Source organism: Polaromonas sp. P1_E12, from assembly GCF_056405975.1.
The window spans coordinates 319,430-343,286 of sequence record NZ_JBFUBB010000003.1; the positions used below are offsets into that span (position 1 = coordinate 319,430).

A 23,857-nucleotide genomic window follows, 5' to 3' on the forward strand; every position below is an offset into this window, starting at 1 on the left:
TAGCGCAACGGCATGGCCAGTTTTTCCGACTCCCGCCCTGACCCCGACGAACTTCTCGACCGTCTGCGCGGCGAGGAGGAAAAAGCGCGCCGGGGACGTTTGCGCATCTACTTCGGTGCCAGTGCCGGCGTGGGCAAGACCTACGCCATGCTCAGCGCCGCGCAGCGCGAGCGCAAGGCCGGGCGGGATGTATTGGTCGGTGTGGTCGAAACCCATGGCCGCAGTGAAACCATGGAACTGCTGACCGGGCTTGAGCAACTGCCCTTGCAGGAGGTAGCCTACCGCGGGCACAGGTTGAAAGAGTTCGACCTGGACGCGGCGCTGGCGCGCAAGCCGGCACTTCTGCTGGTCGACGAGCTCGCCCACAGCAATGTGGAGGGCTCGCGCCATGCCAAGCGCTGGCAGGATGTGCAGGAGCTGCTGGAAGCCGGCATCGACGTCTGGTCAGCGGTCAATGTGCAGCACCTGGAAAGCCTCAATGGCACGGTGGGTGCCATCACCGGCATACGCGTGCATGAAACGGTCCCGGACACGGTGCTGGACGGCGCCGATGAAATCATCCTGGTCGACGTCACGCCTGACGAACTGATGGCGCGGTTGAAAGCCGGCAAGGTCTACCTGCCGCAGCAGGCCGAGCGCGCGGCGCAGAATTTTTTCCGCAAAGGCAATTTGATCGCACTGCGCGAGATTGCATTGCGGCGCACGGCCGAGCATGTGGAAGACGACGTGCGCAGCTACCGCGTCGAAAAATCCATCGCCCCGGTCTGGAACACCGAAGGCGCCATCCTCGCCTGCATAGGCCCGCGTGAAGGCGCCGAGCAGACCGTGCGCACGGCGGCGCGCCTGGCCGGCCAGCTCAATGTGCGCTGGCATGCAGCGTATGTGGAAACGCCGCGCCTGCAGCTGTTGGAGGTTGCCAGGCGCGACCGCATCCTGGCCGTTATCCAGCTGGCCGAAGAACTGGGCGCGGCCACGGCGGTACTGACCGGCAGCGATCCCGCCGCCGAACTGGTAGCGCAGGCGCAGCAACTCAATTGCGCCACGCTGGTGGTGGGGCGCCCGCAGCTGCCGGGCTGGCGCGCGCTGTGGGCCGGCTCCACCATGACGCGCCGGCTGGCAACGCTGGCGCCCACACTGGACATCGTGGAGGTGGGCCATGCCGACAGTGCGCGGCGGCTGGCGCGCGCCGTGCAGCGTTCTGCCGACGATGATGCCGCCGCGGCCTGGCAGGAGAGCCTGCCGCGATACGCATGGGCAATGGCTGGTAGCGCCGCAGTCACCTTGCTGGCTTTGCCTTTGCTCAGATTTTTTGACCTCGCCAACATCGTGATGCTGTTTCTGCTCGGTACGGTGCTGGTGGCGCTGAAGTTCGGGCGCGGGCCGGCAGCGCTGGCGGCTTTCCTCAATGTGGCGGCGTTTGACTTTTTCTTTGTGCCGCCCCGCCTGTCGTTTGCCGTCAGCGATGTGCAGTACCTGTTGACATTTTCCGTCATGCTGATGGTGGGGCTGCTAACCGGGCAACTCACGGCAGGCCTGCGTTTTCAGGCGCGCATTGCGGCCGGCCGCGAGCGCCGCGCGCAGTCGCTGTTCGAGCTCACGCGCGACCTGTCGGCGGCGCTGCTGAGTGAGCAGGTCATGGAACTCGGCGAAGCGGCCGCGCAGCGCAACTTCGGCGGGCAGGCGCTGGTGATGGTGACCGACAGCCACGACCAGTTACTGCCGCCCGCCAAACCGCCCGCGGATTTTGACGCCAGCGTGGCCGACTGGGTGTTCCGCAACGAACAGCCGGCGGGGCTGGCCACCGCCACCTTGTCGGCCCAGGCATGGCATTACATCCCGCTCAAGGCGCCGATGCGCGTGCGCGGCGTGCTGGCGCTCAAGCCTGCGCAGGCGCGCTGGCTGCTGATTCCCGAGCAGATGCAGCAGCTCGAAACCCTGGCGCGGCAGATCGCCATCGCGCAGGAGCGCGTGCACTATGTGGAGGTGGCCCAGCAGGCGGTGGTGCAGATGGAGTCCGAGAAATTGCGCAACATGCTGCTCGCGGCGATTTCGCACGATGTGCGCACGCCGTTGACTGCGTTGATCGGCCTGGCCGACTCCCTGCAGCGCACGGCGCCGCCGCTCAGTAGCGAACAGTCGCAGGCGGCGCGCGCCATCGCCGGCGAAGCGCGGCACCTGAGCGCGCTGGTCAACAACCTGCTGGACATGGCGCGGCTGCAAAGCGGTGCCGTTAACCTGAGGAGCGAATGGCAGTCTGTCGAGGAAATTGTCGGTTCGGCGATCCGCCAGGCGCAGCACGCGCTGGCCGGCAAGGCTGTCACGGCGGCGCTACCCGCCGATCTGCCGCTGGTCGAATTTGACGCGGTGCTGATGGAGCGCGTGCTCGCCAACCTGCTGGAAAACGCCGCCAAGTACGGGCGGTCGCCTATAGAAATCAGCGCAGAGGCGACGGAGCAGGCGCTGATGCTGGCGGTGCGTGACCACGGGCCCGGCCTGCCCGCCACCCTCAAGGGCCGCGAGCACGAGCTGTTCGAGAAGTTCACGCGCGGCGAGACCGAATCGGCCACGCCGGGCGTGGGGCTGGGCCTGGCCATCTGCCAGGCAGTGGTGCAGGCGCACCGAGGGCAGATCACGGCCGCCAATGCGCCGGGCGGTGGTGCAGAATTCACCATCACCCTGCCGCGCCGCCCGCCGCCGCAGGGCCTGCCTGAACCCGCCTGACCTTTCTTCCTCTTTGCCCATGTCCCACCCCGCACCCGTTGCCGTTGTGATTGAAGACGAGCCACAGATACGCCGCTTTGTACGCGCGGCGCTGGAGGCCGAAGGCTGGCAGGTGTTCGAGGCGGACACCGGCAAGCGCGGGTTGACCGAGGCCGGCACGCGCAAGCCCGACCTGCTGGTGTTGGACCTTGGCTTGCCCGACGGCGACGGGCTGGAGGTGATTCGCGACGTGCGCGGCTGGTCGGCCGTGCCGATTGTGGTGCTGTCGGCGCGCGCGGACGAGGCCGACAAGATCGCCGCGCTGGACGCCGGCGCCGACGACTACCTGACCAAACCCTTCGGCGTGGGCGAACTGCTGGCCCGTGTGCGCGCCAACCTGCGCCGCCCGCGCGCTGCCAGCGCTGACGGAACGCCTGACGAGCCGCTTTTTACCTTTGGCGATGTGGTGGTGGACCGCCAGGCGCGGCTCGTGCGCCGCGGCGGCGTGGAGGTGCACCTCACGCCGATCGAATACCGCCTGCTCACCGTGTTGATGACCAACGCCGGGCGGGTGCTGACACACCGCCAGCTGTTGCGCGAAGTGTGGGGCCCCGCCCATGCCGGGCAAAATCACTACCTGCGCATCTACATGGGCCACCTGCGGCAAAAACTCGAGGCCGATCCGGCGCAGCCCAAACACCTGCTCACGGAAACGGCTGTGGGTTATCGCCTTTGGGTGGCCTGAGAGCCGTACCCGGTGGCATTTAAGTGCCAAATACGCCTGTAGCCCACGAATAACCTGCGCGAGCAGCTATAAAATAGATAGCAAATGACTGAACCTCTCAAACCCGGCCCGAGGCCTGTCGGCGCCGCCGTACGAATCCAGAAAGCCGCGCCGGCAGCGACTGCACTAGGCGCACCGGCCCCCACCGTGCGGCTGAACAAGCGCATGGCCGAGCTGGGCCTTTGCTCTCGCCGTGAAGCTGATGACTGGATCGCCCGCGGTTGGGTGCGTGTGAACGGTGCACCGGCCGTCATGGGGCAGCCGGTGGCCGTGGACGCACGTATCGAGATCGACCGCCAGGCCGAGCAGCAGCAGCGCCAGCAGGTCACCATCCTGATCAACAAGCCGGTCGGTTATGTCAGCGGCCAGGCCGAAGACGGGCATGAACCGGCCGTGGTGCTGGTGCAGCCGCAAAACCGCTGGCGCGAATGCAACAGCCGCATGCGCTGGGGCCATGAGCAGTTGCGTGGCCTGGCGCCGGCCGGGCGGCTGGACATCGACTCCATCGGGTTGCTGGTGCTGACGCAGGACGGCCGGGTGGCGCGCCAGCTCATCGGTGAAGACTCGGAGATCGAAAAAGAGTATTTGGTGCGCGTTAGCTACAGAACTGAAAAAGGGGACGAAACGGCCAACGTGCAGGCTTTGTTCCCGCGCGAAAAACTGGCGCTGCTGAATCACGGCCTGAGCCTGGACGGGCAGGCACTCAAGCCCGCGCAGGTGTCATGGCAAAACCCGGAGCAGCTGCGTTTTGTGCTCAAGGAAGGCAAAAAGCGCCAGATTCGCCGCATGTGCGAGCAGGTGGGCCTGTTTGTCACCGGACTGAAGCGCGTGCGCATCGGCCATGTCAACCTGGGCCACCTGCCGGTCGGACAATGGCGCTACCTGGCGCCGCACGAGCACTTCTAGCCTGCACGCTCGGGCTTACCCGAGCGTGCCCCTGTCCTACCCGGATGTGCGCCAACGGATGGCAGTTTCCCGTGTGCCGCGGCCTAAAGTGGGTTGTATGGCACTTATTACTTACCTGGTTGAAGACAACGAGATCGTTCTTGAGAACCTGATAGAGGCGCTCAAGGAGATTGCCGCTGTCCAGGTAACGGGCCACGGCGCCACCCAGACCGAGGCCACCCGCTGGCTGAAGCTGCACAACGGTGAGTGGCATCTGGCCATCGTGGACCTTTTCCTGAAGGAAGGCAGCGGGCTGGGCGTGCTCGCAGGCTGCCGCAACCGTGAGCCCTACCAGAAGGTGGTCGTCCTGAGCAACTACGCGACGGATGAAATCCGCAGGCGCGCCGCCGAACTCGGGGCTGATGCGGTGTTCGACAAGTCCAGTGAGCTCGAGGGCCTGTTTGACTATTGCCAGGAGCAAACGACCTTGCACTAGGTGGGGATCAAGGGCGCGTACTCTTGGCATTCCCCCTGGAACGGCGCGCTGAAAGGTGGCATCTTGCGGTCTGGTGGCTCGTCTTAGCCACCAACACCTGTAGTTCTTTTGCTATTAAATTAATAGCTGATTGCGCTGGTCCTGCTTGGCTTAACGCCATTTTTTCCTTATAAACCGCTGCGGTGGAACGACCCGCTGGCGCATGGGCTCCCATAGCGCCACAATCGCGCCATGAGCACACCAGACCGGCCTGACGCCACGGCCACCATCTCCATACCCGGGTCTTTCAGGCTGCCGACCTGGCTGCATGTTTCCGATATCCAGGGGCTGGCCCAGCTTGCCACGCAGGCCACCCTGGGCGTCACAGGCCTGGCAGAAACCGTGCAGGGCAATGTGTACAAAGCCGTTGCCGCACCGTTTGGCCTGCTGGGTTCAAGGTTTGTCGACAGTGCGCCGGGAAGCAGCGGTGTCAAGCCTTCCGGCATCACGGGCTGGGTCTACGGCAGCATCAGGGGCGTCACGCGGCTGGCTGGTGGGGCGGCCAATGCGGTGTTGTCGCGCGCAGTGCCGCTGGCCGGCGCGCAGGCTTCTTCGCCGCAGCGCGAGGCCATGCTTTCGGCCCTGAATGGCGTGCTGGGAGACCTGCTGCTGGACACGGGCAACCCGTTGGCCATCCACATGAGCTTGCGCCATGAAGGCCAGCCGCTGGTGCTGGACCCAGAGGCGCTGGCTGCGCGGCTGCCGCGCGCGACGGGAAAGATTCTGGTGATGGTTCACGGGCTGTGCATGAACGACCTGCAATGGTGCGGCAACAGCGCGCTGCCGCAGGGCCATGGCGGCCAGCTGGCGCGTGACCTCGGTTACACACCGGTATACCTGCACTACAACACGGGGCTGCATACCTCGGCCAATGGCGAGCAATTGGCCGGCCTGTTGCAGCAGCTGGTCAAGGCCTGGCCGCAGCCGGTGCAGGACGTGACGCTGCTGGTGCACAGCATGGGCGGCCTGGTGGCGCGCAGCGCCTGGCACCACGCAGCCCAGGCGGGCCACAGCTGGCTGCAGCAGCTCAAGGCCATGGTGTTTTTGGGAACACCCCATCACGGCGCGCCGCTGGAGCGTCTGGGCAGCTGGGTCGACGGCGTACTGGGCAGCAACCTGGTGACGCGGCCCTTCGCCAGGATCGGCCAGGTGCGCAGTGCCGGCATCACTGACTTGCGCCACGGCAACGTGCTGGAAGCCGACTGGCGACAGGCGGGGCGTTTTGAGCGTGGCCCCGACGTGCGGGAGGTCGTGCCCCTGCCCGCGGGCGTGGATTGTTATGCGGTCGCCGCCACCACGCTGTCAGCCGGCCGCGGCCCCCTGGTCCCGGTCAGGGAGGCACTGGCGCGCAAGATGGTGGGCGATGGGCTGGTGTCGCTGGAAAGCGCCCTGGGCCTGCATGAAGAGGCGGCCCGCACGCTGGCGTTTGCGCCGGAAAACCAGTGGGTGGCGCAGGGCATGAACCACATGGAATTGCTGGGCCGCCCCGAGGTGACGCGCCAGCTGGTGCAATGGTTGGGCCGCTAGCCTTCCTGGCGGCCGGGGGTTTTACGCAATCTGGTCAGGGGGTGACCAGGCTCACACTGACGGGCCAGCTGAAGTTGGAGGCCGAGGCGTCTGCGCCGGGTTTGCGTTCCTTCAGGCTGAAGGCGTGTTGCAGTGCCAGTTCAAAACGGCCGGGACGCAGTGCGCAGACCCGGTAGCCGCCATCGGCAGCCTCAACGCGGGTGCCCGTGCTGCCGCTGACGTTCAGCTGCCAGCCCGCTACCTGCTGCTGATTGAGCTGCAAGTCCATGCAGAAGCCCTTGCCCAGGGTCGATACCAACACCATGCGCTGCGTGGCGGAAATGAGGGATCCCGTGGTGTCGGCAGAGAACAGGGCGGCCGGGTGGCTGTTTTCCAGGATACGGAGCACAGCTGGAATGACGATGGCGAAATCCAGCTTCGTGCTGGCCTGGGGTTTGTCAACACTCAGCATCTCGCCAGCTCGTGAACTCTGCGGTATGCAGAACATGGCCACCAGCAGCGCCGACAGCGCCATGAGGCGGCTGAAAGACATTGGGTAGGTGTTGCAGGAGGACACGGAGCTGAGCCTGTGAAGTGATTAAGTACGCCTCAATAGTAACTAAATTGATAAAAGTGATGCAAGACATTAATGCCAGCAAATGTGTGACTTATTTACCGGTTTATTCGGTTTTTCAGCAAATTTCAGTTTGATTTTGATTGTTTCATCAAATTCCTGCCAGGCGAACCCATCGATTTGTCAATTTTTGAGTTTTCCGAGGGCTGCCGCGGCCCCGAGCTCAGACGTTCTGAGTCTTGACGCAGCTATCTCAGCTCACACGGGCTCTCCGTGGAGTGGAGGCGGTGTTTTCAGCGTTCGCGCTGCACGGCGAAGTCGAGTGAATTGGTTTGGCGTACCAGAATGACGGTCTTCGCAGGATCGCGAAGAACCGGGCTCCAGGGCAGCGGGACGTTGTCCGGAGAAACTTCGATCAAATGCTCTCCGGCTGCCACGTAGGGAAACTCGTAGCGGCCCTGGCTGTCGGTTCGTGTCACATAGCGCCGGTCGAGGATGACGGTGACGCCAGGCACGCCGCCTTCAGACGCTTCCCTGCGGCCATTGCTGTCTGCGTCGAAAAACACCGTGCCTGTGAGCCCGCCGGAGCCGGTTCCGGGCAGGCCGCCTAGCGGTGCTGTGGAGGTGCCGGCCCGGTCCTCGTAGCGCAGCAGCAGCTGGATGCTGCGGTTGGTCTGGGTGGTTGCAATGGCCTGCTGCGTTGCTGCCGTCAGGGCCGAGACCACCAGTGCCGGAAGCGGCTCCTGGCCACGTGACTCGGTATACCGGAGGGAAAGCGTCCAGCCGCCATAAGGCTGCCAGCTCACGCCGACGTTTGCATTGACCGACTCGCCTCCGTCGCTGCGGCGCGCACCTCGCACCGACCCATCCAGCGACCATTGCGACCACGGCGACAAGGTGCCGAGAATGCCCCAGATCAGCCCGGTAGTGGGACTCACATTGCCGCTCATCCGCTCCCATGCCAGCGACGTACCGAAGGTGGCCGGCAAGACAACCGGCCAGCTTTGGTCTACCCCGAGCCGGGTCGTCCGGACGCCGGATGCGTTGGCCAGGTCGGCGCGCCATTGGGTTTGGCCCCAGTCGCTGGCGCGACTCCAGGACAGCTGCGCCGACTGGCCGGGGCTGGTGATGGTGCGAAAGCTCAGCGCCGCGCCCACCGAGTTGCGCGAATCGAGCAGATAGCGGCCGTTGACGTTGATAAAAGCACTGCGTCCCGACGCACCGCTGCCTGCGCCGGCACGGCTCACGCTGTCACTCAGCTCGACCGCATACCCGGCTTGCCACTGCCGGGTAGAGGTGTCGGCCTGCCAGTAGACGCCTTGCAGGTCGCTGGCGAGAACTGTTGTGCCCCAGCGCAAATTGGGTTCAAAGCGGAAAACACCGGCCGTGTTGCGCCAGCGTTCGGTTCGCCATGCGGCATCCAGCCAGAGGCCGGTTGCGACGCCGCCCTGCGTGCTGTCACTGCGTACCACGTTGGCCTGCATGCGCAAGCCGCCGATGCGCTCACTGGGCGACCCATAGCCGGTAGCCAGGCCCGGGCCCCACGGCGCTGCGCCTTCCCAGGACGCAGCAGCAAAGTAAGCGCGGGTGTTCAGTGCGTTGCCGAAGCCCGCGCCGTCCGAAATGTTTTTGCCGTCGATCAGCTGGAATGCGGCGTCAGTGCGGCTTCCCGCCCCCAGTGCATCCCCGGTGGGCAGGCGAAATTGCGCACCGGCAGACCCGATGCTGCCGCCGGAGGTCTGGAACCCGGCGGCATCCAGCCCGCTAAAGAGGCCGGTACGTCCCGCGGCTGCGTTCAGGTCTACGGCGTCGTTCAGGTACCACTGCCCACCAACACCCCGGATGGGCGTGGCCGGCACCGATACCCGCCCGGTACCACGGGCGAGCCGGGTGCTGACGGTATTGATGTCACCCGCGTTGTGGTTGGCAAACCAGCCGTCGTCCAGCGGCAGGGCGCGCTGGTCAATGCGCCAGGTGCTGCCGCTGTTTTGGGCCTGGTTGCCCGGCGCATTCGATTGCTGCTGGACCAGGTTGGCATTGACCGAGAGTGCGCCGTGGTTCGGTGTGTCCACGAAGCCGCCTATGCCCAACGCGCGGGAGGTTGTGTCGCCGCCGCCGCTTTGTTTGAACAGGGAGTAATCAACACGCCAGCTGCGCGGCCAGCCGGCTTCGTTGTATTCGCTGGACTTCAGCTGCAGGGCGCCGTCAGGATCCGGCACGCCCTCCATGACACGGTCTACATAAGGCTGATCGGTAGCGGGTGTGGCGGTTGCCTGCGCCAGGGCCGTAGCCGTTGCAAATCCGGCGCCAAGCCCCACGAGGCCGATGCGCCACCACTTCGGTGGGAAGGAAGAAGGGATGATCGGCGTGTGCGCCCGTCGCTTCATGGGGCGAAGCGCTGCTCAATACTTTGTGTTTGGCCTTTGCCCCACTCGAGCTTGCCGCGCACCGTGACGGGATAGCGGATTTGCGCGGCGGTGTCCTGGTCTCCCGGCCTTGTGGCACTCAGCGAAATCGTGCGCGTTTCGCCGGGAAGTATGGGGGTGTTGGCAGGTGAGAATTCCAATGAGGTGTTGGACGCATCGGTGCCGTTCAGAAAACCGGTGATACGGCCGTGGGCGGTGCCGCTGTTGCGGATCTGCAGGACCGGTGTGGGCTTGCCATTCACGGTCTGGACGCCCGAGCCGGCGACGCTCAGCTCTGGTGTGGCGCCGCCGATGGCAACGTAGACCACCACGCCGAGACGGGCGGAAAAAGGAATGGGCGGGCCCGACTCCATGCGGGTGACCTGTTCCTGGCCTTCCAGCATGATGGCAAAACGGCATTCACCGGGCTTTGCGTCGGGCGGCACGTTGACCTCAAAACGAAACCGGTAAGGGCGCCCACCCGCGACGGTGAGTTCGCGCCGCTCGATGGACACCCATGGGCGGCAGCTGCCGGGCCCCAACTCCTCAGTGAAAGTGACGGAGTTGTCCATGCCAAACCGCCAGTCCGCTGTCTTGATGCTGAACGTGTTGGCAATTGAGGAGGCATTGGTTATTTCCATGACCTGGCGGATTCGCTCGCCTGGTTTGACTTCAAGCTCAAACCGGGGAGGCGACACTGCCAATGCAAATTCGCTTGCCGTCGCGACAGGTGCAATCAGGGCAAAGGCCAAGCCAAGAAAGCCAGCGGCATACCGCGGCATGGCAGGCAATTGGAGACGGGTCATGGCGTATCTACCTCGAAATAAAACTGCAGGGCCTGGGAAGACGTCAGCGCGCGCCCATCTGTTCTGAGAAGCAGCTCAACGGTTTCTTCCAGGGAAGCTGCACTGACGACACCGTCGAAGATCAGGGTGCGCCCGCCGGAGCGCAGTGAGCCAGGCAGCAAACGCCCCTGGGTTCGCCAGGTGACAAAGATGGGCTCGCCCGCGACTGGGGCAAGTCCCATGTAAAGCCTGACCGGCTGGTTCAGCCAGCGAGAGAGGTTCAGGCGCAGGGCGACCCGCAGGCTGGCCTCCACGGAGTTGTCGGCACCGCGGCCGGGAACCAGTTGCCGCCAGCGCATGGGGACGACGCTCTGGGTCGCGACGGTGCCGGTGTCATCCACGCGGGTCGTGGTGGCGGCTGCGTGTTGCGCAGTCAGCACGTTGGCAAGCAGCAGGAGGGCGGCAAATCCGATGAGGTGTGACAGGCTGACCGGTCTTTTCATCATCATGGGGAGGTCAGGGTGTAGCTGACGCGGCCGGTAAAGGTGCCCGAACCCACCAGTTGGGTATTGGCGTAGTTGAACTGCAGGCAGCTTTCAAACCAGGTGTTGCGTGTAACGCTGAGCAGCGTTTGTGATGCACCGCCTACAAACGTTCCGCTGGGGATGGTAGCGGTTGGGTCTGATGCGCCGCCGGAAACCCAGGAGATCGTATTGAACGGAATGGTGTCGCCCGTGGCATTGACCAGAGAGGCCGGTGCGGTGGCGGTGAGTGTGGCGTTGGCGCCGGTGCCTGGTGTGCGGTAAAAGCCGCCGACGTAAACCTGCGCGGGCACCGTGCAAAAGGCAAAGCTGTCATAAGGGCTGGCCGTAACGGTGCTGTCGGTTGTCATGGCGCTGGTGCCGGCTCCGATGTTGGCCGCTGGAATGGTGACCGAAACGCGATTGATGGTGGAATTGTTGCCGGGCGTGCCCCCTGTACTGAAATTGCCGCCGGTCATGGTTCCGGCGCCTACCTGCAAAAACAATGACTTGGTGCCTGCTGTGATGGTGACGACAAAGGCCTGGGCGCCCACGCATGCCAACGCGCTGCCTGACAATGTGACGATGCGCAGCATTGGCAACACACTGCTGCGAGTGGGCAGGAGGAGCTTTGATGGTGCGCGCATAAGTGTCACTTTACGCTAACTGACAAGCATTAACAAAAAAAGCCCCGTCAGACGGGGCCTCCATTCAAGCGCTCATGTGGCGCTGCTTACATCTGGGTGGCGGTGTAAGTGACGCGGCCACCATTGGCAGATGTGCCGTAGGTACCAGCCGCAGGCAGCGTGGAGTTCAGGTAGGTGTAAGTCCACTTGCCTTCGACGCGAACCAGCCTGTTGGTGGCGGTCAAACTGGTCAACGTGCCAGCTCCACCGGTCGCGTTGAACGTGGGATGGGTAATGGCGGCGTTGGTAAAGCCGGGTGTGGTGGCTGCCAGTGCGGCGCTGGCCACACTGATCTGGCTCCAGGGGATTGCTTCGGCGGCGACACCGGTCGTCAACTGGCCGGTGGTGTTTGAATTGAGGTTGATGTTGCCACCGTTGCCATAAACACGCACTGTCACGGCACCTGCGGTCAGGTCGCCGCCGACACCGGCGATCACGGTGCTGTCGCCCACATTGGCGCCGGGCACAGTAAAGGAAATACTGTTGATGGTGCCATCGGTAGCCGTGTTGCCACTGCTGGTGCCGACGCGCAGGAACAGCACTTGCGGAATCACGATCGACATGTCCACGCGCGCGTTGGCTGTGGAGCCGGTCACCGCGGCTGGGACGTATGTGGATTCCGCATGGGCGGTAGCGCTGAACAGGCCAGTCAAGCCCAGGGTGCTGACAAGAAGGAGTTTTTTCATGATGGTTCCTAAGGGATAAATGGTTAAGGGTTAAGTTACATCTGCGTGGCGGTATAGGTAACACGACCACCGTTGGTGGAAGTGCCATAGGTGCCGGCTGCGGGAAGGGTGGCGTTGAGGTAGGTGTAAGTCCACTTGCCTTCGACGCGAACCAGCCTGTTGGTGGCGGTCAAACTGGTCAACGTGCCAGCTCCACCGGTCGCGTTGAACGTGGGATGGGTAATGGCGGCGTTGGTAAAGCCGGGTGTGGTGGCTGCCAGTGCGGCGCTGGCCACACTGATCTGGCTCCACGGAATTGTTTGGCCGGTGGCGTTTGTGAGCGGACCGGTGGTGTTTGAGTTCAGGTTGATGTTGCCACCGTTGCCATAAACACGCACTGTCACGGCACCTGCGGTCAGGTCGCCGCCGACACCGGCGATCACGGTGCTGTCGCCCACATTGGCGCCGGGCACAGTAAAGGAAATACTGTTGATGGTGCCATCGGTAGCCGTGTTGCCGCTGCTGGTGCCGACGCGCAGGAACAGGACCTGCGGGATGACGATTGAAAAGTCCAGGCGCGCAGTGGCTGTTGAACCAGTTACTGCGGGCGTGGTGAATGTGGACTCTGCATGGGCCGGTACGGCCAACAAGCCAGCGAGGCTCAAGGCGCTTACTAAAACAATTTTCTTCATTAAGTTTCTCCAGATCATGGTGATGAGGTGAATCGGGTGTTCAGGCTTTTTTTGAACGTGAGTGGACTGTAACTAGGCGTTTCGAAAAAAGGTGGCTTTACATTCGTAACGCGGGCGACAAATGGTAAATACGTCACGCTTAAGTCATTGAAAACAATGGATTTATGCGAAATGGCGACAAGAAAGAAGCCTGCTGAGAGAGGTGTAACGAAAGCCGATGGTCGCTAACTGTGAGATATTTCCCAAATTACTGTAACGAGTCAGAAACAAATTACCGTCACCTGCTCGGCGGATGTTTTTCTCTGCTTTTCGCGAAGCAGTACGGTTGCTTGAGGGGTGGCGCTCTGCTCTTGTGTGAGCGATGAGCGGTGGCATTGGTCGATGAGCCCGTAGAACGCGCTGCTTGAAGCTCCAGCTCGAAGCGGGCATTCAAGCGATCACGAGAGAAGGGAGCTTGGTTTGAGCAGGTTGCCTGCGCCCCTAACGAGAAGGTCTGGCGCGCGAAGCTTGTGAGGGTCTTTGTCCGTGGAAGCGATGAGTGCGCCGCTGGGATCGCGTGCTGCATTCGCAGGCGCGCAGACAACACAGCAGCAGAGGCTGGATCGCTGATCTGTTGGCTGTGTAGCGTGCGAAGAGTTATCGGCAGAACTGCAACGCTCAGTGTCGGCGTCACGGTAGATGCTGTGGGGACGTGTATTCCAGGGGCGCCAGCAGGTCGCCGTTCCTTTTGCGGAGATGGCGGTCAGGCGGTCAGGCGCGTAGCCGCACGCATGCTGATTGCCAACAGCAGCTTGAAGGCCGGATTCGCGAGGCGCGGAGCGAAGATGGGGCGGTGCGTCGCCTGCCGCTACCAGGAAATGGTCAATTCAACCGGGTCGCGGGAATTCATGGGTTTGCCCGCCACCACAGCCAGGCGGCTACCTGCGCCGGAATCAGACATGGTGTTCATGCGTTGCGTCTGACCGCTTCTATTGGTCGATGCGGCAGCAATGGCCTGAATATCCACGGTCGCCGGGCAACTGATGCGCAAGGTGCCAGCCTGGCCGTCTGGCTGGCCGCGATGGGTGCAGCGATGGTCTGCCGTGACGGCTTCGCTGAAACTGCGCAGCATGATGGTCACACCGAAGGAGCCGGAACTGGTTTGCGCCTGGGCTGCACTGTGAATCCCGAGCAGGGACTGGGCGGCCAGGACGGCGATAAAAGCAAATTTGATGGTTTTCATGGTGCAACTCCTTAAAACTATCAGTTGTTGCAGTCATGCTATCGAATTTATTAATTTGAATCAATTGGTAAAAGTCACCTCATAACTGTTAATTAGTGACATTTCACACAAATTGATTTTTTAATTTGATTTATTCATTTAATTGATGAAATCCAAATTTTATTGGGGTTTTCTTCAGTATGAGGGGTGTCAGCCTCAATTGGGGCGCGACAGGGCTGTGGAATGCTGCCCTTATTGGGCATAAAAACAGCAAAGCGCCCGGCGGCAGGCGCTTGCTAATAGCGCGCCAGGGATGCGCGCTGGCCGTTAGTGTTAATAGGTGACGGTGACCGTAACCCCGGTCTGGGTGGCAGTGCAGGTGGCTGTGGAACAGGTGCCCGCCTGGCCGGCTGCAATGGTGCCTGTCACCGTATAGGGCTGAGCCCGGCCATCGCCCGTTGCGCTTGCACTGCTGAGTGCCAACGTGTAGTTGAGACCCAGCAATGTGCCCGCTGCCGGCGATAGCGCCAGGGCATAACTGGTGCCGCGAGTGCAGTCGACCGTGAAGTTCATGGTACTGGTCTGGGGGGTGGGCGCAAAAGAGATGTAGTTCAGCGTCAGTGTGGACGGAGAAATGGCGCCCGGGGCCGTATTGCCTGCAGCCACCTGCCCCACAAAGCATTGGGCGATGATGCTCACGGTGGGTGTAAAGGTCGTGGTGGCAACGACGGGGCCGGCAGTGGCTAGCTGAAGGGTCGTGATAAAGGTTTCGTCATAAATGCCTGCCGTGTTTCCGGTTTGTCCGGCCACCACGCGGAAGTTGTAGGTCAGGGTGGTGCTGGCGCTTAGCGCAGCGCCAAAATTCAAGGTCCCATTCACCCGCCCGGTGCCGGTATTGACCCAGTCGGTCGTGGTCGCATTCTTGTAGATATTGACATCGAGCCGGTCGGCATTGATGGTGCCGCCGCCGTGACGGAAAACCCGGCGGGAGAGGCCCGTGCGGCTGCCGTAATCAATGCTGACCCAATAAGTGGTGCTGTTGGCGTCCGTCGACAGCCGGGTGCAGTTCACGGTGATGGTGCCGCTGGCATTGGCGGCGGCGGCCCCGTTGGTGTAATTGAGGTCTACAGACGTGGCTGCGAGTGTGCAGGTAATGGCTGCTTTAGCTTGCAGCGCGCAGGTGCACAGCAGGGCTGCCAGGGCAATGCGCAATGCGTAAGAGACACTCATCGATGGGCTCCGTTAATCGCCCGGGCCTTCGCTGGCGGGACGACTTCTAACTGCTGATGGTAACGTTTTGTAGCAGTACTGTGCATGGTGCCGTATTGCGTCGTTCCCCGTGGGTACTGGTGTCGAAAAATCGTGACAAAAATCACGCCGACGGAAAACAAGATGGATGTCAGTAAGTAATGGTCAGGGTTCGCGTCTGCGTGCTGGTGCACGTGCCCGTTGCGCAGGTGCCGGATTGGCCGCCTGGGATGGTTCCGTTGATCGTGAAATTCTGCGGGAAGCCGGTACCGGTCTGACCTGCGGGATTGCTCAAAGCCAGGGTGTAATTGAGCGCGAGCAGGTTTCCCGCCGTCGCGTCCAGCGCCATGGTGTAGGTTTCGCCGATGGTGCAGCGCACGGCATATGCCGTGCTGGCTGCGGCCGCGGCGAGCTGAAAGGATGCGTAGTTGAACTGGATGTTGCCCGGCGGCGTGCTGAGCAGACAGACGGACTGGTTGTTGATGCTCACGGGGAATGTGGGGAAGACATCCACGTTGCCGGGGCCGTTGTCATAGCGCAGACGCATGGTCACGGTGTCGGTGAAGAGTTTGGCGCTCTTGTTAAGCCCGGCCGCTATGCGGCTGTAGAAGACATGGGTGGCACTGGCCGTCAGGGCGCCGCCGAAGTTGACCGTTCCGGCGAAGTCAGTGGCCGTGGTTCCGCCCCATGCGCCGTTGCCTGGTGCCGTCCTGTAAAGCTCGTAAGCGATGCGGTTGGTCTGGCCGTTGCCGTTGACCGCCTGGTTGGTGTTCCCGGTGGGGTTGAAGCCGTTATCGGCCTGCAAGGTGTAGTCTGAGCTGGCTGGATCTGTGGGGCCGCGCGTGCAGTTGATCGTCACGGTCCACGCGCCGTCTGTGGGATTCGGGTCGTTCTCAAAGTACACCGTCTGCACAGGCGTCGCCGTGGCGTTGCAGATCAGCGCGGCCCAGGCCGGTGCCGCGCCCAGCAGGGACAGGCAGGCCGCAGCGGCGAGGCGCCAGGGTTTGGTGTCAATCATCGTTTGACACCACTGCAGCGTACCGGGCCTACCCGGGCGATATCCTCAAGGTTGCCGGGCGGCAACTCCACCGCAAATGTGCAGGTAGCCCCGTTCCATTTCAGGCGCAGGCGGTTCTGGGCCTGCAGCCCGGTGACAAAGGCCTCGCCGCGGCGAGCGGTAAAAAACTCTTTCTTGTCGCCGATCAGCTCAACCTCTGCACCCGAGGGCGCCGGCTCGCCATCGTCCAGCTCAATACGAATCAAGGCGCCCCGTCCTGAGCGGACGGGAAACGCGATCTTGACCGCACCCCGAAGCGCCGGCACGGCTTCGAGCTCGATGGAGTCGAGTTCGGCGCTGATCGGCAGCTCGCTCGGATCCAGGCGTACGCTGTTGCGCTGGAACGGTAGCAGGCGCGGCAGCAGCGCGACGCCGTCTGAATTGGTTCGGGTCAGGGTACTGCCCTGGAAGCCCACGCCCACGTTGGCATAACCTGGCACCTCGACAATGGCAAAGCTTTCCTGTACGCGGCGCGTGGCAAAGACTTGGCCTTCGGCCGCCACCATGCCCCCGATCAGGCCCAGGCGCAGGTTTTGCTGGCTCTCTCCATTGCTGACGTCAGCCGAAAACAGGCCCTTGGTGCCCTGGTAATAAGCGCCGCCTTCCGCATAGCGGCCGTCCGCACGGGAGCCCAGCGCCGTTCGCCAGCCCCAGCCGGTTTCGGCACTCACTGCTCGGCTGGCGTTTACATATCCTTCGGTGCTTCCACTGCGGGTAGTGACACCTGCGGCGATGGTGACCCGATTTTCAAGCGGCACGATCAGGGTGGCGCCCACTGAGGTCCCCGAGCTGATGCCGCTGAGGCGGGTGGCGCTCAAAGTCAGGGCTGCGCGTTGACCGAGGCGCAGGGTGTAATTCACACTGAGAGTGTTGAGCTTTCCGAGGTCGTAGTTGTCAAAGCCAGCGTAACTCACGTTGAAGGCGCCGAAGTTGTCGCTGCTGTAGCTGTAACTGGCGGTGGTTTGCAGGCGGGGCGATGGCGTATCGATACCGATTTGCCGGTAGCCGCGCGATGCGCCTTCCGCGCTGAGTGACACGCCGTGCCGCAGTCCGCTGCGCTCGACCCCGACCATCCAGTTGGTGCCTTGGCCCGCCGCGTCGCTGCGGCTGGCCGAAAACGCTGTCTGCCCCAGCATCTGGAAGGGCAGCTCATAGCTGGCGCCGGCGCCGGCGCGCATCAGAGACTTCGACCATTCGCCGTTGGCCTCGACCGTGAGGCTTTTGCTCAGACCCTGGCGCCAGAGGCCAGAAACGAAGCGATCACCATAGTCGGCATTCTCGAGCCCGAGATCGCGGCGTACGGCCCCCAGCTCAAAGCTCCAGTCGCTGAGGTTTTCTTCCAGCAGGTTGGCATTGCTGAAAAAAGACTGGGTAATGACGGTCTCCCGGCCCAGGATGTCGCGCACCACCACGCGGGCTTCCCCGGCGCCGGTCAACGCGGGAAAGTTGTCGATACTGAAGGGGCCGGATGGGACCTTGGAAGTTTGCCGCAGTGCGTCGTTGACATAGAGCTCAACGGTGCTGGGCGCCGCCGACAGGCCGGTCACCGTGGGAATGGGCTGGGTGACGAAGCCTGGTTGCAGCGAGAAGTTTTTGCTGAACTGGATCCCGCCGAAATACACCTGGCGTCCCGAAATGCCGGTTCGCGTGCTGCTGTCACCCAGTCGCAGGGAGCTGTTGCTGTCCAGGAAATTCCGGGTGTAGGTGGTTTCAAGCCGACGCCATGAGGCCTTGAGCGTCGGGTCCTGGCTGATGAGGTTGCGACCCACGTAGCTGCTTGTCAACAGCCCCATCTCGCCCGACACGCCGAATTCAGTCAGGGCACCCAGGTCTTTCGAGTCCATGGTGTTGCCGCCGACGCGGTTGCGGGTGGTGATGTAGTTCAGGTCATAGTTGGCAAATGCGGCGGGAATCGACGGTGACAGCGGAGGGCGCATGGCCGATTCCTGCGTCAGGCGCACGGCGTTGAAGGCGGCCGGCGAAAACACCAGATCCACTGACTGGTCGGCAAAATTCAGCCGCGCTTCGAATCCCGGAATAGCAGACAGCGGAAACCACTTTTGGCCCTGGAAATCAACGTCCTGCGCGCTGGGCCGATGGTTCAGCCGCCACTCTTCAAAGGCATCTTCCGGCGCATACAGGATGCCGTTGCGCTCAAGCAGGGTCCAGACGCCGCCCTTGGTGCTGTTGATGAAGACTTCCAGCGGAAGGAGCCGGTCGCTGGATGACCGGGCCGCTGGCGGCGCATTAGAGGAGGCGGGTGTCTGGGCGTGTGCCAGCAGGCCGTAACAAAGGCCTGCAATGCCAATCGCTACGGGGTGTTTTCGTAAAGTCCACCAGCGCCTCATTGAAATCGGGTACCAAATCAAGGCAGCGTGATGCTGGTCGTCAGGCTTTGTCCGTCATCAAAGGTCACCACCAGTTGGGCGTCCCCTTTTGTAAGGGCCTGCTCTGCCTTAAGCCCGACCGTTTTACGGGCACCGGGCAGGATGTAACTGCCACCCTCAAACCGGGCCAGGACTTGTGTGCTGCGCGTAACGGTCGCTTCCCGTATCTGGGCGTAAGCCGTACCGGTATTGCTGCATTGCAGGTTGAGGGTTTTGGCGTCCGCCAGCTGGTTAGTGCAACTAACCTGGCGTTTGGCCACAGGGGGCGTGATGAACACGGGCATGCTCAAGGCCAGCGCGATGGGAACCTGAATGCCAGTTGCGGGTACAGCTTCAGGAACTTCGCGAATGATCATGCGATAGGTCAGCTGCCGGCTTGCATCTGCGGGTTTCAGCAGGGCAAGGCGTACCACTTGCCGGGCCTTGGGTGCCAGCTTGATGATGGGAGGGGCCAGGATCAGATCTTCGGTCAGGACGAGTTCGTCAGTACCGTCGGGTTTCTGGGTCCAGGTGTTGATGTCAGCCTGCAGCACGACTTCGGTATCGGCTTCGTTGGACAGTGTGACGGCGATGGCGCGATCGCGCGGGGTCATGTAGAGCCGCACCGGTGTCACGGAAAAAACGCCTGCCGTAGCAGCCGCCCAAGGCCCCAGCAGGCTTAGCAGGAAGGCGTAGGTAACAAGCTTGCTTCGGCGCTGTGAGACGTTCATCCTCAGAAGGATACCAGCATCTCAACCGATTTAGAGAGGTTACCGGCATGGGCGAGGTGCAGTGCCGTCACGGTACCGCGGTCATCCTGAAGCCGCAAACGGGCCTGTTTTTCAACCGCTGCGGCATCTGTGTCAAGGGCGTAACGCCGGCTTTCGATTTCCCAGCCGTCATCCGATTCTTCATCGGCCGTGGCCACCTGGCGCTGGTCTTGAAGCCGGCAGGTAAAGCGGGCGCCAGGGTCGTTGCGGGACAACTCATTGCGGCAGTAGTCGGGCAGCAGGGAGTCCCGCGTGGGCCGGTAACCGGGCATGAAGCGGGCATCCCCTAGGCTGCGGACTTGCGAGATATTGACAAAGACATTCGAATTGCAGGTCACCTGTACCGAGGCGCCGCTGCCGCCAGAGCCGGTGGCGCTGGTACAGGCGTTGCCATTGCCGGTGGTGTTTCCCGGGACGTTCAGCGTGATCTGGACCGACAACTGCCCCGCCGCCGCGCCCGCAAAGCAGGCAGCAGCGGCAAGCATCAGGAGAACACCGAAGGCGGCCTTGCGGATCATGACTGTCGACGTGGCTGACATCAAGCCCGGGGGGCGATCAGTAGGTGATCGTCAGGGTCTTGGTCTTGTTGGTCGCGGCGGTATTGGTGCAAGTCGCCGTGGCGCAGGTACCAGCCTGGCCGGCGGCCATGGTGCCGTTGACCGTGAAGGCCTGGTCGGTGCCGTTGCCGGTGCCCGCAGCAGCGCTCAGTGCCAGGGTATAAGCCAGGTTGACGGCATCATCGGTCACGCCGGAGTTGCTCAGTGCCAGGGTGTAAGGCAGGGAGTTGGTGCAACGAACATTGAAACCGCCGCCGGTGGAGGTGGCCGCCGTGGTCTGGAACGAGGTGTAGTTGAACACCACGTTGTTGATGACCGCGCCGGTGGCGGCGTTGGTGGAGTTGATCTCGCACTTCGAGGTCAGGTTGATCACCACGTTGAAGGTGCCGGCAGCCGTGGCAGCGTAAGCAGGCAGGGTGGCGATAGCGGCAAGGCCGAGGGCGATTACTAAAATGAGCTTTTTCATGACTGTTCTCCAGTTAAAAAACGAATAACAAACAAGGGAAATGTGAAGGTGAATGGACTGTAACTAGATATTTCTGAAATCGGGTGATTTGTATCTGTAACAGCGCACTCTAGTGGGGAATTTGTCACGTCAAACCGTTGAAATTATTGGATTTATTCATAAATAGAGTCAAAAGACTTACAAGTAACAAGCGTAAATACTGCCGTCTGAAACGGCTTTTTCTTTCCGGATCCAGTGAATCAGTAACAAACCTGAAACAACCATGCCTCAAACCATGCAGAAACAAACCCTGTCTTTTCAAGCCGAAGTCGCGCAGCTGCTCAAGCTGGTCACGCACTCCCTGTACTCGAACCCGGACATCTTCTTGCGCGAGCTGGTTTCCAACGCGTCGGATGCCTGCGACAAGCTGCGCTTCGAAGCGTTGAACGATGCGTCGCTGTATGAAAGTGATCCCGAGCTCAAGGTGAAAGTGAGCTTTGACAAGGCGGCCGGTACGTTGACCATCACCGACAACGGCATCGGCCTGTCGCAGCAGGAAGCCATCGACAACCTCGGCACGATTGCCAAGAGCGGCACGCGCGACTTCATGGCCAAACTCTCGGGCGACCAGAAGAATGACGCGCAGCTGATCGGCCAGTTCGGCGTCGGGTTTTATTCGGGCTTTATCGTGGCCGACCGCATCGCAGTGGAAAGCCGCCGCGCCGGCCTTCCGGCAAACCAGGGTGTGCGTTGGAGCAGCGACGGCACTGGCGAGTTTGAAGTCAGCGAGCTCGAACGCGCCGAGCGCGGAAGCAGCATCATCCTGCACCTGAAAGAAGAGTCGCTCGACTACCTGAACGCCTGGAAACTCAAAGGCATCATCAACAAATACTCCGACCACATTTCGCTGCCCATCCTGATGCAGAAAGAAGCATGGAAGGAAGGCGAAAACGACCAGCCCGGCGAGATGGTGGTGACCGGCGAATGGGAAACCGTCAACCAGGCCGCGGCGCTGTGGACGCGCGCCAAAAAAGACATCACGCAAGACCAGTACGACGAGTTCTACAAGCAGATCAGCTACGACAGCGAAGCGCCGCTGGCCACCACGCACAACCGCGTGGAAGGCGCCACCGAATACACGCAGCTGCTGTTCATCCCGGCCAAGGCGCCCATGGACATGTTCAACCGCGACAAGGCTGCGGGCGTCAAGCTCTACGTCAAGCGCGTCTTCATCATGGACGACGCCCAGGCGCTGATGCCGACCTACCTGCGCTTCGTCAAGGGTGTGGTGGACTCGTCCGACCTGCCGCTCAATGTCTCGCGCGAATTGCTGCAGGAAAGCCGCGCCGTCAAGGCAATCCGCGAAGGCTGCACCAAGCGCGTGTTGTCGATGATTGAAGACCTGGCCGCCAATGACGCCGACAAGTTCAAGGCTTTTTATGGCGAGTTCGGCGCCGTGCTCAAGGAAGGCCTGGGCGAAGACTTTGCCAACCGCGAGCGACTGGCCAGGCTGCTGCGCTTTGCCAGCTCAACGACGGATACCGTCAGCGTGGGCTTTGCCGACTACAAAGCCCGCATGAAGGAAGGCCAGGACGCGATCTACTACATCACCGCCGACACACTGGCCGCGGCAAAGAACAGCCCCCAGCTCGAAATTTTCCGCAAGAAAGGCATCGAAGTGCTGTTGATGGCCGACCGCGTGGACGAGTGGGCGCTCAATTACCTGCACGACTTTGACGGCACGCCGCTGCAGTCGGTCGCCAAGGGGGCGGTAGACCTGGGCAAGCTGCAGGACGAAGACGAGAAGAAGGCCGCCGAAGAGGCGCAGACACAGTTCAAGCCCATCCTCGACAAGCTGAAAGAAGCATTGAAAGACAAAGCCAAGGATGTGCGCGCCACCTCGCGCCTCGTCGACTCACCTGCCTGCCTTGTGGTGCAGGACGGCGACATGTCGACCCAGCTGGCCCGCATGCTCAAGCAGGCCGGCCAGGCCGTGCCCGAGTCCAAGCCCATCCTGGAAGTCAATGCCCAGCACCCGCTGGTCAAAAAGCTCGAGGCTGGCGTGGACGGTGCGCATTTTGACGACCTGGCCCACATCCTGTTTGACCAGGCCTTGCTGGCCGAAGGCGGCATGCCTGAAGACCCGGCGGCATACGTGCGCCGGGTGAACGCGTTGCTGGTGTAGGCACCGCGCGCCGGCTGAGCGAATACAGGGCCTCCAGAAAGGCGGAGAGAGGCCTTTTTGTGAGTCAATTCGGCCTCTGGCCCTTTAAGGGTGTGCGCGAGCAGCTATTAAATTCATAGCGACAGCATGGACATGGCTGACTGCCTGGAGAGAGCCAGCAGTCCCTCAGCACACCAGCGGCGGATCCTGCATGGCCTCGGTTTGCTCTTCCAGCATGTCGACCTGGCTCTTCCAGTAGTCGCTGGAGCCGAACCAGGGGAAGTTGATCGGGAAGATCGGGTCATGCCAGCGCTGCGCCAGCCAGGCGCTGTAGTGCACCAGGCGCAGCGTGCGCAGCGGCTCGATCAGCGCAAGCTCACGCCGGTCGAATTCGCGAAACTCCTCATACCCGTCCACCAGCGCACCCAACTGGCGGGTGCACTGCGCGCGGTCGCCTGACACCAGCATCCACAAATCCTGCACCGCCGGCCCCGTACGCGCATCGTCCAGGTCGACAAAATGCGGGCCGGCCAGCGGCAGGCCCTCGGGCGTCCACAAGATGTTGCCGGGGTGGCAGTCACCGTGCAGGCGCAGGTTTTTCACGTCGCCCACGCTTTCAAATATTGTTTGCGCCACCAGCATGGCTTCTTCAAAGGCCTTGCGCCAGCGCGACTCCATGTCCAGCGGGATGTAGCCGTGGGAACCTTTGGCACCATGGTCGCTGCCCGCCAGCAGGATGTCGCGCGAGGCATAACCAAAGGTTTGCAGGTTCAGGGCCGGCCGGTGCGCAAAGGGCTTGGCGCTGCCGACGGTGTGGATGCGGGCCAGGAAACGGCCTATCCACTCCAGCACTTCCAGGTTGTCCAGCTCGGGCCGCCGCCCGCCGCGGCTGGGCGAAACGCTGAAACTGAAGCCCTTGAAGTGGTGCACGGTGCGGCCTTCCAGCACCAGCGCGCCCACCACCGGTATCTCGGCGGCCATCAGCTCGGCGGCAAAGGCGTGTTCTTCGGCAATCTGTTCGTCGGTCCAGCGGTCCGGCCGGTAAAACTTGGCCACCACGACATCGCCCGCCAGGTCGGCGTCACCCACGGGGCTCTCCAGGTGAATCTGGTAAACCCGGTTCTCGTAGCTTGAAAGTGCCATCAGGCGGCCGTCGCCCAGCAAACCGACGCTGGCCAGCGCATCGAGCACCACGTCGGGTGTCAATGTCTCGTACGCGTGCAGCGTTGCGTGCGCCTCAGCCTTGTGTTTTTCTGTCATGCCTGATTGTCGGCGCAGATGATGGTGCGCTGCCAGCAGGGGCTTGTAATC

21 protein-coding genes are annotated in these 23,857 nt (G+C 62.4%); 6 read left to right on the plus strand and 15 right to left on the minus strand.

Annotated elements, in window-relative coordinates; translation table 11 throughout:
- Positions 1 to 12: 12 nt before the first annotated feature.
- The 5 genes from AC1D13_RS11405 (at position 13) to AC1D13_RS11425 (ending at position 6,431) form a co-directional block, all read left to right on the plus strand.
- Entirely contained in the window at positions 13 to 2,721 is a 2,709-nt protein-coding gene (locus AC1D13_RS11405) for a DUF4118 domain-containing protein (RefSeq protein ID WP_477689546.1), read from the plus strand.
- A gap of 19 nt (positions 2,722 to 2,740) precedes the next feature.
- Positions 2,741 to 3,445: a two-component system response regulator KdpE gene (kdpE, locus tag AC1D13_RS11410; RefSeq protein WP_477668642.1), complete on the plus strand. Its 705-nt coding sequence runs from the start codon at positions 2,741 to 2,743 to the stop codon at positions 3,443 to 3,445.
- Positions 3,446 to 3,529: 84 nt separating this feature from the next.
- Positions 3,530 to 4,390, plus strand: a complete 861-nt coding sequence (locus AC1D13_RS11415) for a pseudouridine synthase (RefSeq protein ID WP_477689547.1) — start codon at positions 3,530 to 3,532, stop codon at positions 4,388 to 4,390.
- A 97-nt stretch (positions 4,391 to 4,487) separates the two neighbouring features.
- A complete protein-coding gene (locus tag AC1D13_RS11420; RefSeq protein ID WP_457281360.1) occupies positions 4,488 to 4,865 on the plus strand; it encodes a response regulator in 378 nt (125 codons plus the stop codon).
- A gap of 231 nt (positions 4,866 to 5,096) precedes the next feature.
- Positions 5,097 to 6,431 (plus strand): esterase/lipase family protein, encoded by a 1,335-nt coding sequence (locus AC1D13_RS11425; RefSeq protein WP_477689548.1) that lies wholly within the window; start codon positions 5,097 to 5,099, stop codon positions 6,429 to 6,431.
- 34 nt (positions 6,432 to 6,465) lie between these two features.
- Here AC1D13_RS11425 and AC1D13_RS11430 read toward each other — a convergent pair whose 3' ends face one another.
- From AC1D13_RS11430 to AC1D13_RS11495, 14 genes are all read right to left on the minus strand, one after another.
- Positions 6,466 to 6,963 carry a hypothetical protein gene (locus AC1D13_RS11430; protein ID WP_477689549.1) on the minus strand — a complete coding sequence of 166 codons (498 nt, stop codon included), beginning with the start codon at positions 6,961 to 6,963 and terminating at the stop codon, positions 6,466 to 6,468.
- Between the two features lie 314 nt (positions 6,964 to 7,277).
- Positions 7,278 to 9,371, minus strand: a complete 2,094-nt coding sequence (locus tag AC1D13_RS11435; RefSeq protein ID WP_477689550.1) for an SdrD B-like domain-containing protein — start codon at positions 9,369 to 9,371, stop codon at positions 7,278 to 7,280.
- Positions 9,368 to 10,195 carry a COG1470 family protein gene (locus AC1D13_RS11440; RefSeq protein ID WP_457281356.1) on the minus strand — a complete coding sequence of 276 codons (828 nt, stop codon included), beginning with the start codon at positions 10,193 to 10,195 and terminating at the stop codon, positions 9,368 to 9,370. The genes AC1D13_RS11435 and AC1D13_RS11440 overlap by 4 nt, the downstream gene beginning before the upstream one ends.
- Positions 10,192 to 10,683: a hypothetical protein gene (locus tag AC1D13_RS11445; RefSeq protein WP_457281355.1), complete on the minus strand. Its 492-nt coding sequence runs from the start codon at positions 10,681 to 10,683 to the stop codon at positions 10,192 to 10,194. Before AC1D13_RS11445 ends, AC1D13_RS11440 begins: the two co-directional genes overlap by 4 nt.
- Positions 10,680 to 11,342: a hypothetical protein gene (locus AC1D13_RS11450; protein WP_457281354.1), complete on the minus strand. Its 663-nt coding sequence runs from the start codon at positions 11,340 to 11,342 to the stop codon at positions 10,680 to 10,682. The genes AC1D13_RS11445 and AC1D13_RS11450 overlap by 4 nt, the downstream gene beginning before the upstream one ends.
- Before the next feature lie 86 nt (positions 11,343 to 11,428).
- Positions 11,429 to 12,067 (minus strand): hypothetical protein, encoded by a 639-nt coding sequence (locus AC1D13_RS11455; protein WP_457281353.1) that lies wholly within the window; start codon positions 12,065 to 12,067, stop codon positions 11,429 to 11,431.
- 35 nt (positions 12,068 to 12,102) lie between these two features.
- Positions 12,103 to 12,738, minus strand: a complete 636-nt coding sequence (locus AC1D13_RS11460; RefSeq protein ID WP_457281352.1) for a hypothetical protein — start codon at positions 12,736 to 12,738, stop codon at positions 12,103 to 12,105.
- An 847-nt stretch (positions 12,739 to 13,585) separates the two neighbouring features.
- On the minus strand, positions 13,586 to 13,960 hold the full coding sequence (locus tag AC1D13_RS11465; RefSeq protein ID WP_477666490.1) for a Csu type fimbrial protein: 375 nt from the start codon (positions 13,958 to 13,960) through the stop codon (positions 13,586 to 13,588).
- 312 nt (positions 13,961 to 14,272) lie between these two features.
- Positions 14,273 to 15,169, minus strand: a complete 897-nt coding sequence (locus AC1D13_RS11470) for a hypothetical protein (RefSeq protein ID WP_477689551.1) — start codon at positions 15,167 to 15,169, stop codon at positions 14,273 to 14,275.
- 169 nt (positions 15,170 to 15,338) lie between these two features.
- Positions 15,339 to 16,205 (minus strand): spore coat protein U domain-containing protein, encoded by an 867-nt coding sequence (locus AC1D13_RS11475; RefSeq protein ID WP_477689552.1) that lies wholly within the window; start codon positions 16,203 to 16,205, stop codon positions 15,339 to 15,341.
- On the minus strand, positions 16,202 to 18,592 hold the full coding sequence (locus tag AC1D13_RS11480) for a fimbria/pilus outer membrane usher protein (protein WP_457281348.1): 2,391 nt from the start codon (positions 18,590 to 18,592) through the stop codon (positions 16,202 to 16,204). The genes AC1D13_RS11475 and AC1D13_RS11480 overlap by 4 nt, the downstream gene beginning before the upstream one ends.
- Before the next feature lie 17 nt (positions 18,593 to 18,609).
- On the minus strand, positions 18,610 to 19,341 hold the full coding sequence (locus AC1D13_RS11485; protein ID WP_457281347.1) for a fimbrial biogenesis chaperone: 732 nt from the start codon (positions 19,339 to 19,341) through the stop codon (positions 18,610 to 18,612).
- Between the two features lie 2 nt (positions 19,342 to 19,343).
- The gene (locus AC1D13_RS11490) at positions 19,344 to 19,898 is read right to left on the minus strand and encodes a hypothetical protein (RefSeq protein WP_457281346.1); all 555 of its coding nucleotides are present in this window, start codon (positions 19,896 to 19,898) and stop codon (positions 19,344 to 19,346) included.
- 37 nt (positions 19,899 to 19,935) lie between these two features.
- On the minus strand, positions 19,936 to 20,403 hold the full coding sequence (locus tag AC1D13_RS11495; RefSeq protein WP_348044688.1) for a Csu type fimbrial protein: 468 nt from the start codon (positions 20,401 to 20,403) through the stop codon (positions 19,936 to 19,938).
- Between the two features lie 274 nt (positions 20,404 to 20,677).
- Between AC1D13_RS11495 and htpG the strand changes: the two genes are divergently transcribed.
- Positions 20,678 to 22,567 (plus strand): molecular chaperone HtpG, encoded by a 1,890-nt coding sequence (htpG, locus tag AC1D13_RS11500; RefSeq protein WP_477689553.1) that lies wholly within the window; start codon positions 20,678 to 20,680, stop codon positions 22,565 to 22,567.
- Positions 22,568 to 22,732: 165 nt separating this feature from the next.
- Here htpG and AC1D13_RS11505 read toward each other — a convergent pair whose 3' ends face one another.
- Positions 22,733 to 23,806 (minus strand): serine/threonine protein kinase, encoded by a 1,074-nt coding sequence (locus AC1D13_RS11505; protein ID WP_457281344.1) that lies wholly within the window; start codon positions 23,804 to 23,806, stop codon positions 22,733 to 22,735.
- Positions 23,807 to 23,857 lie beyond the last annotated feature (51 nt).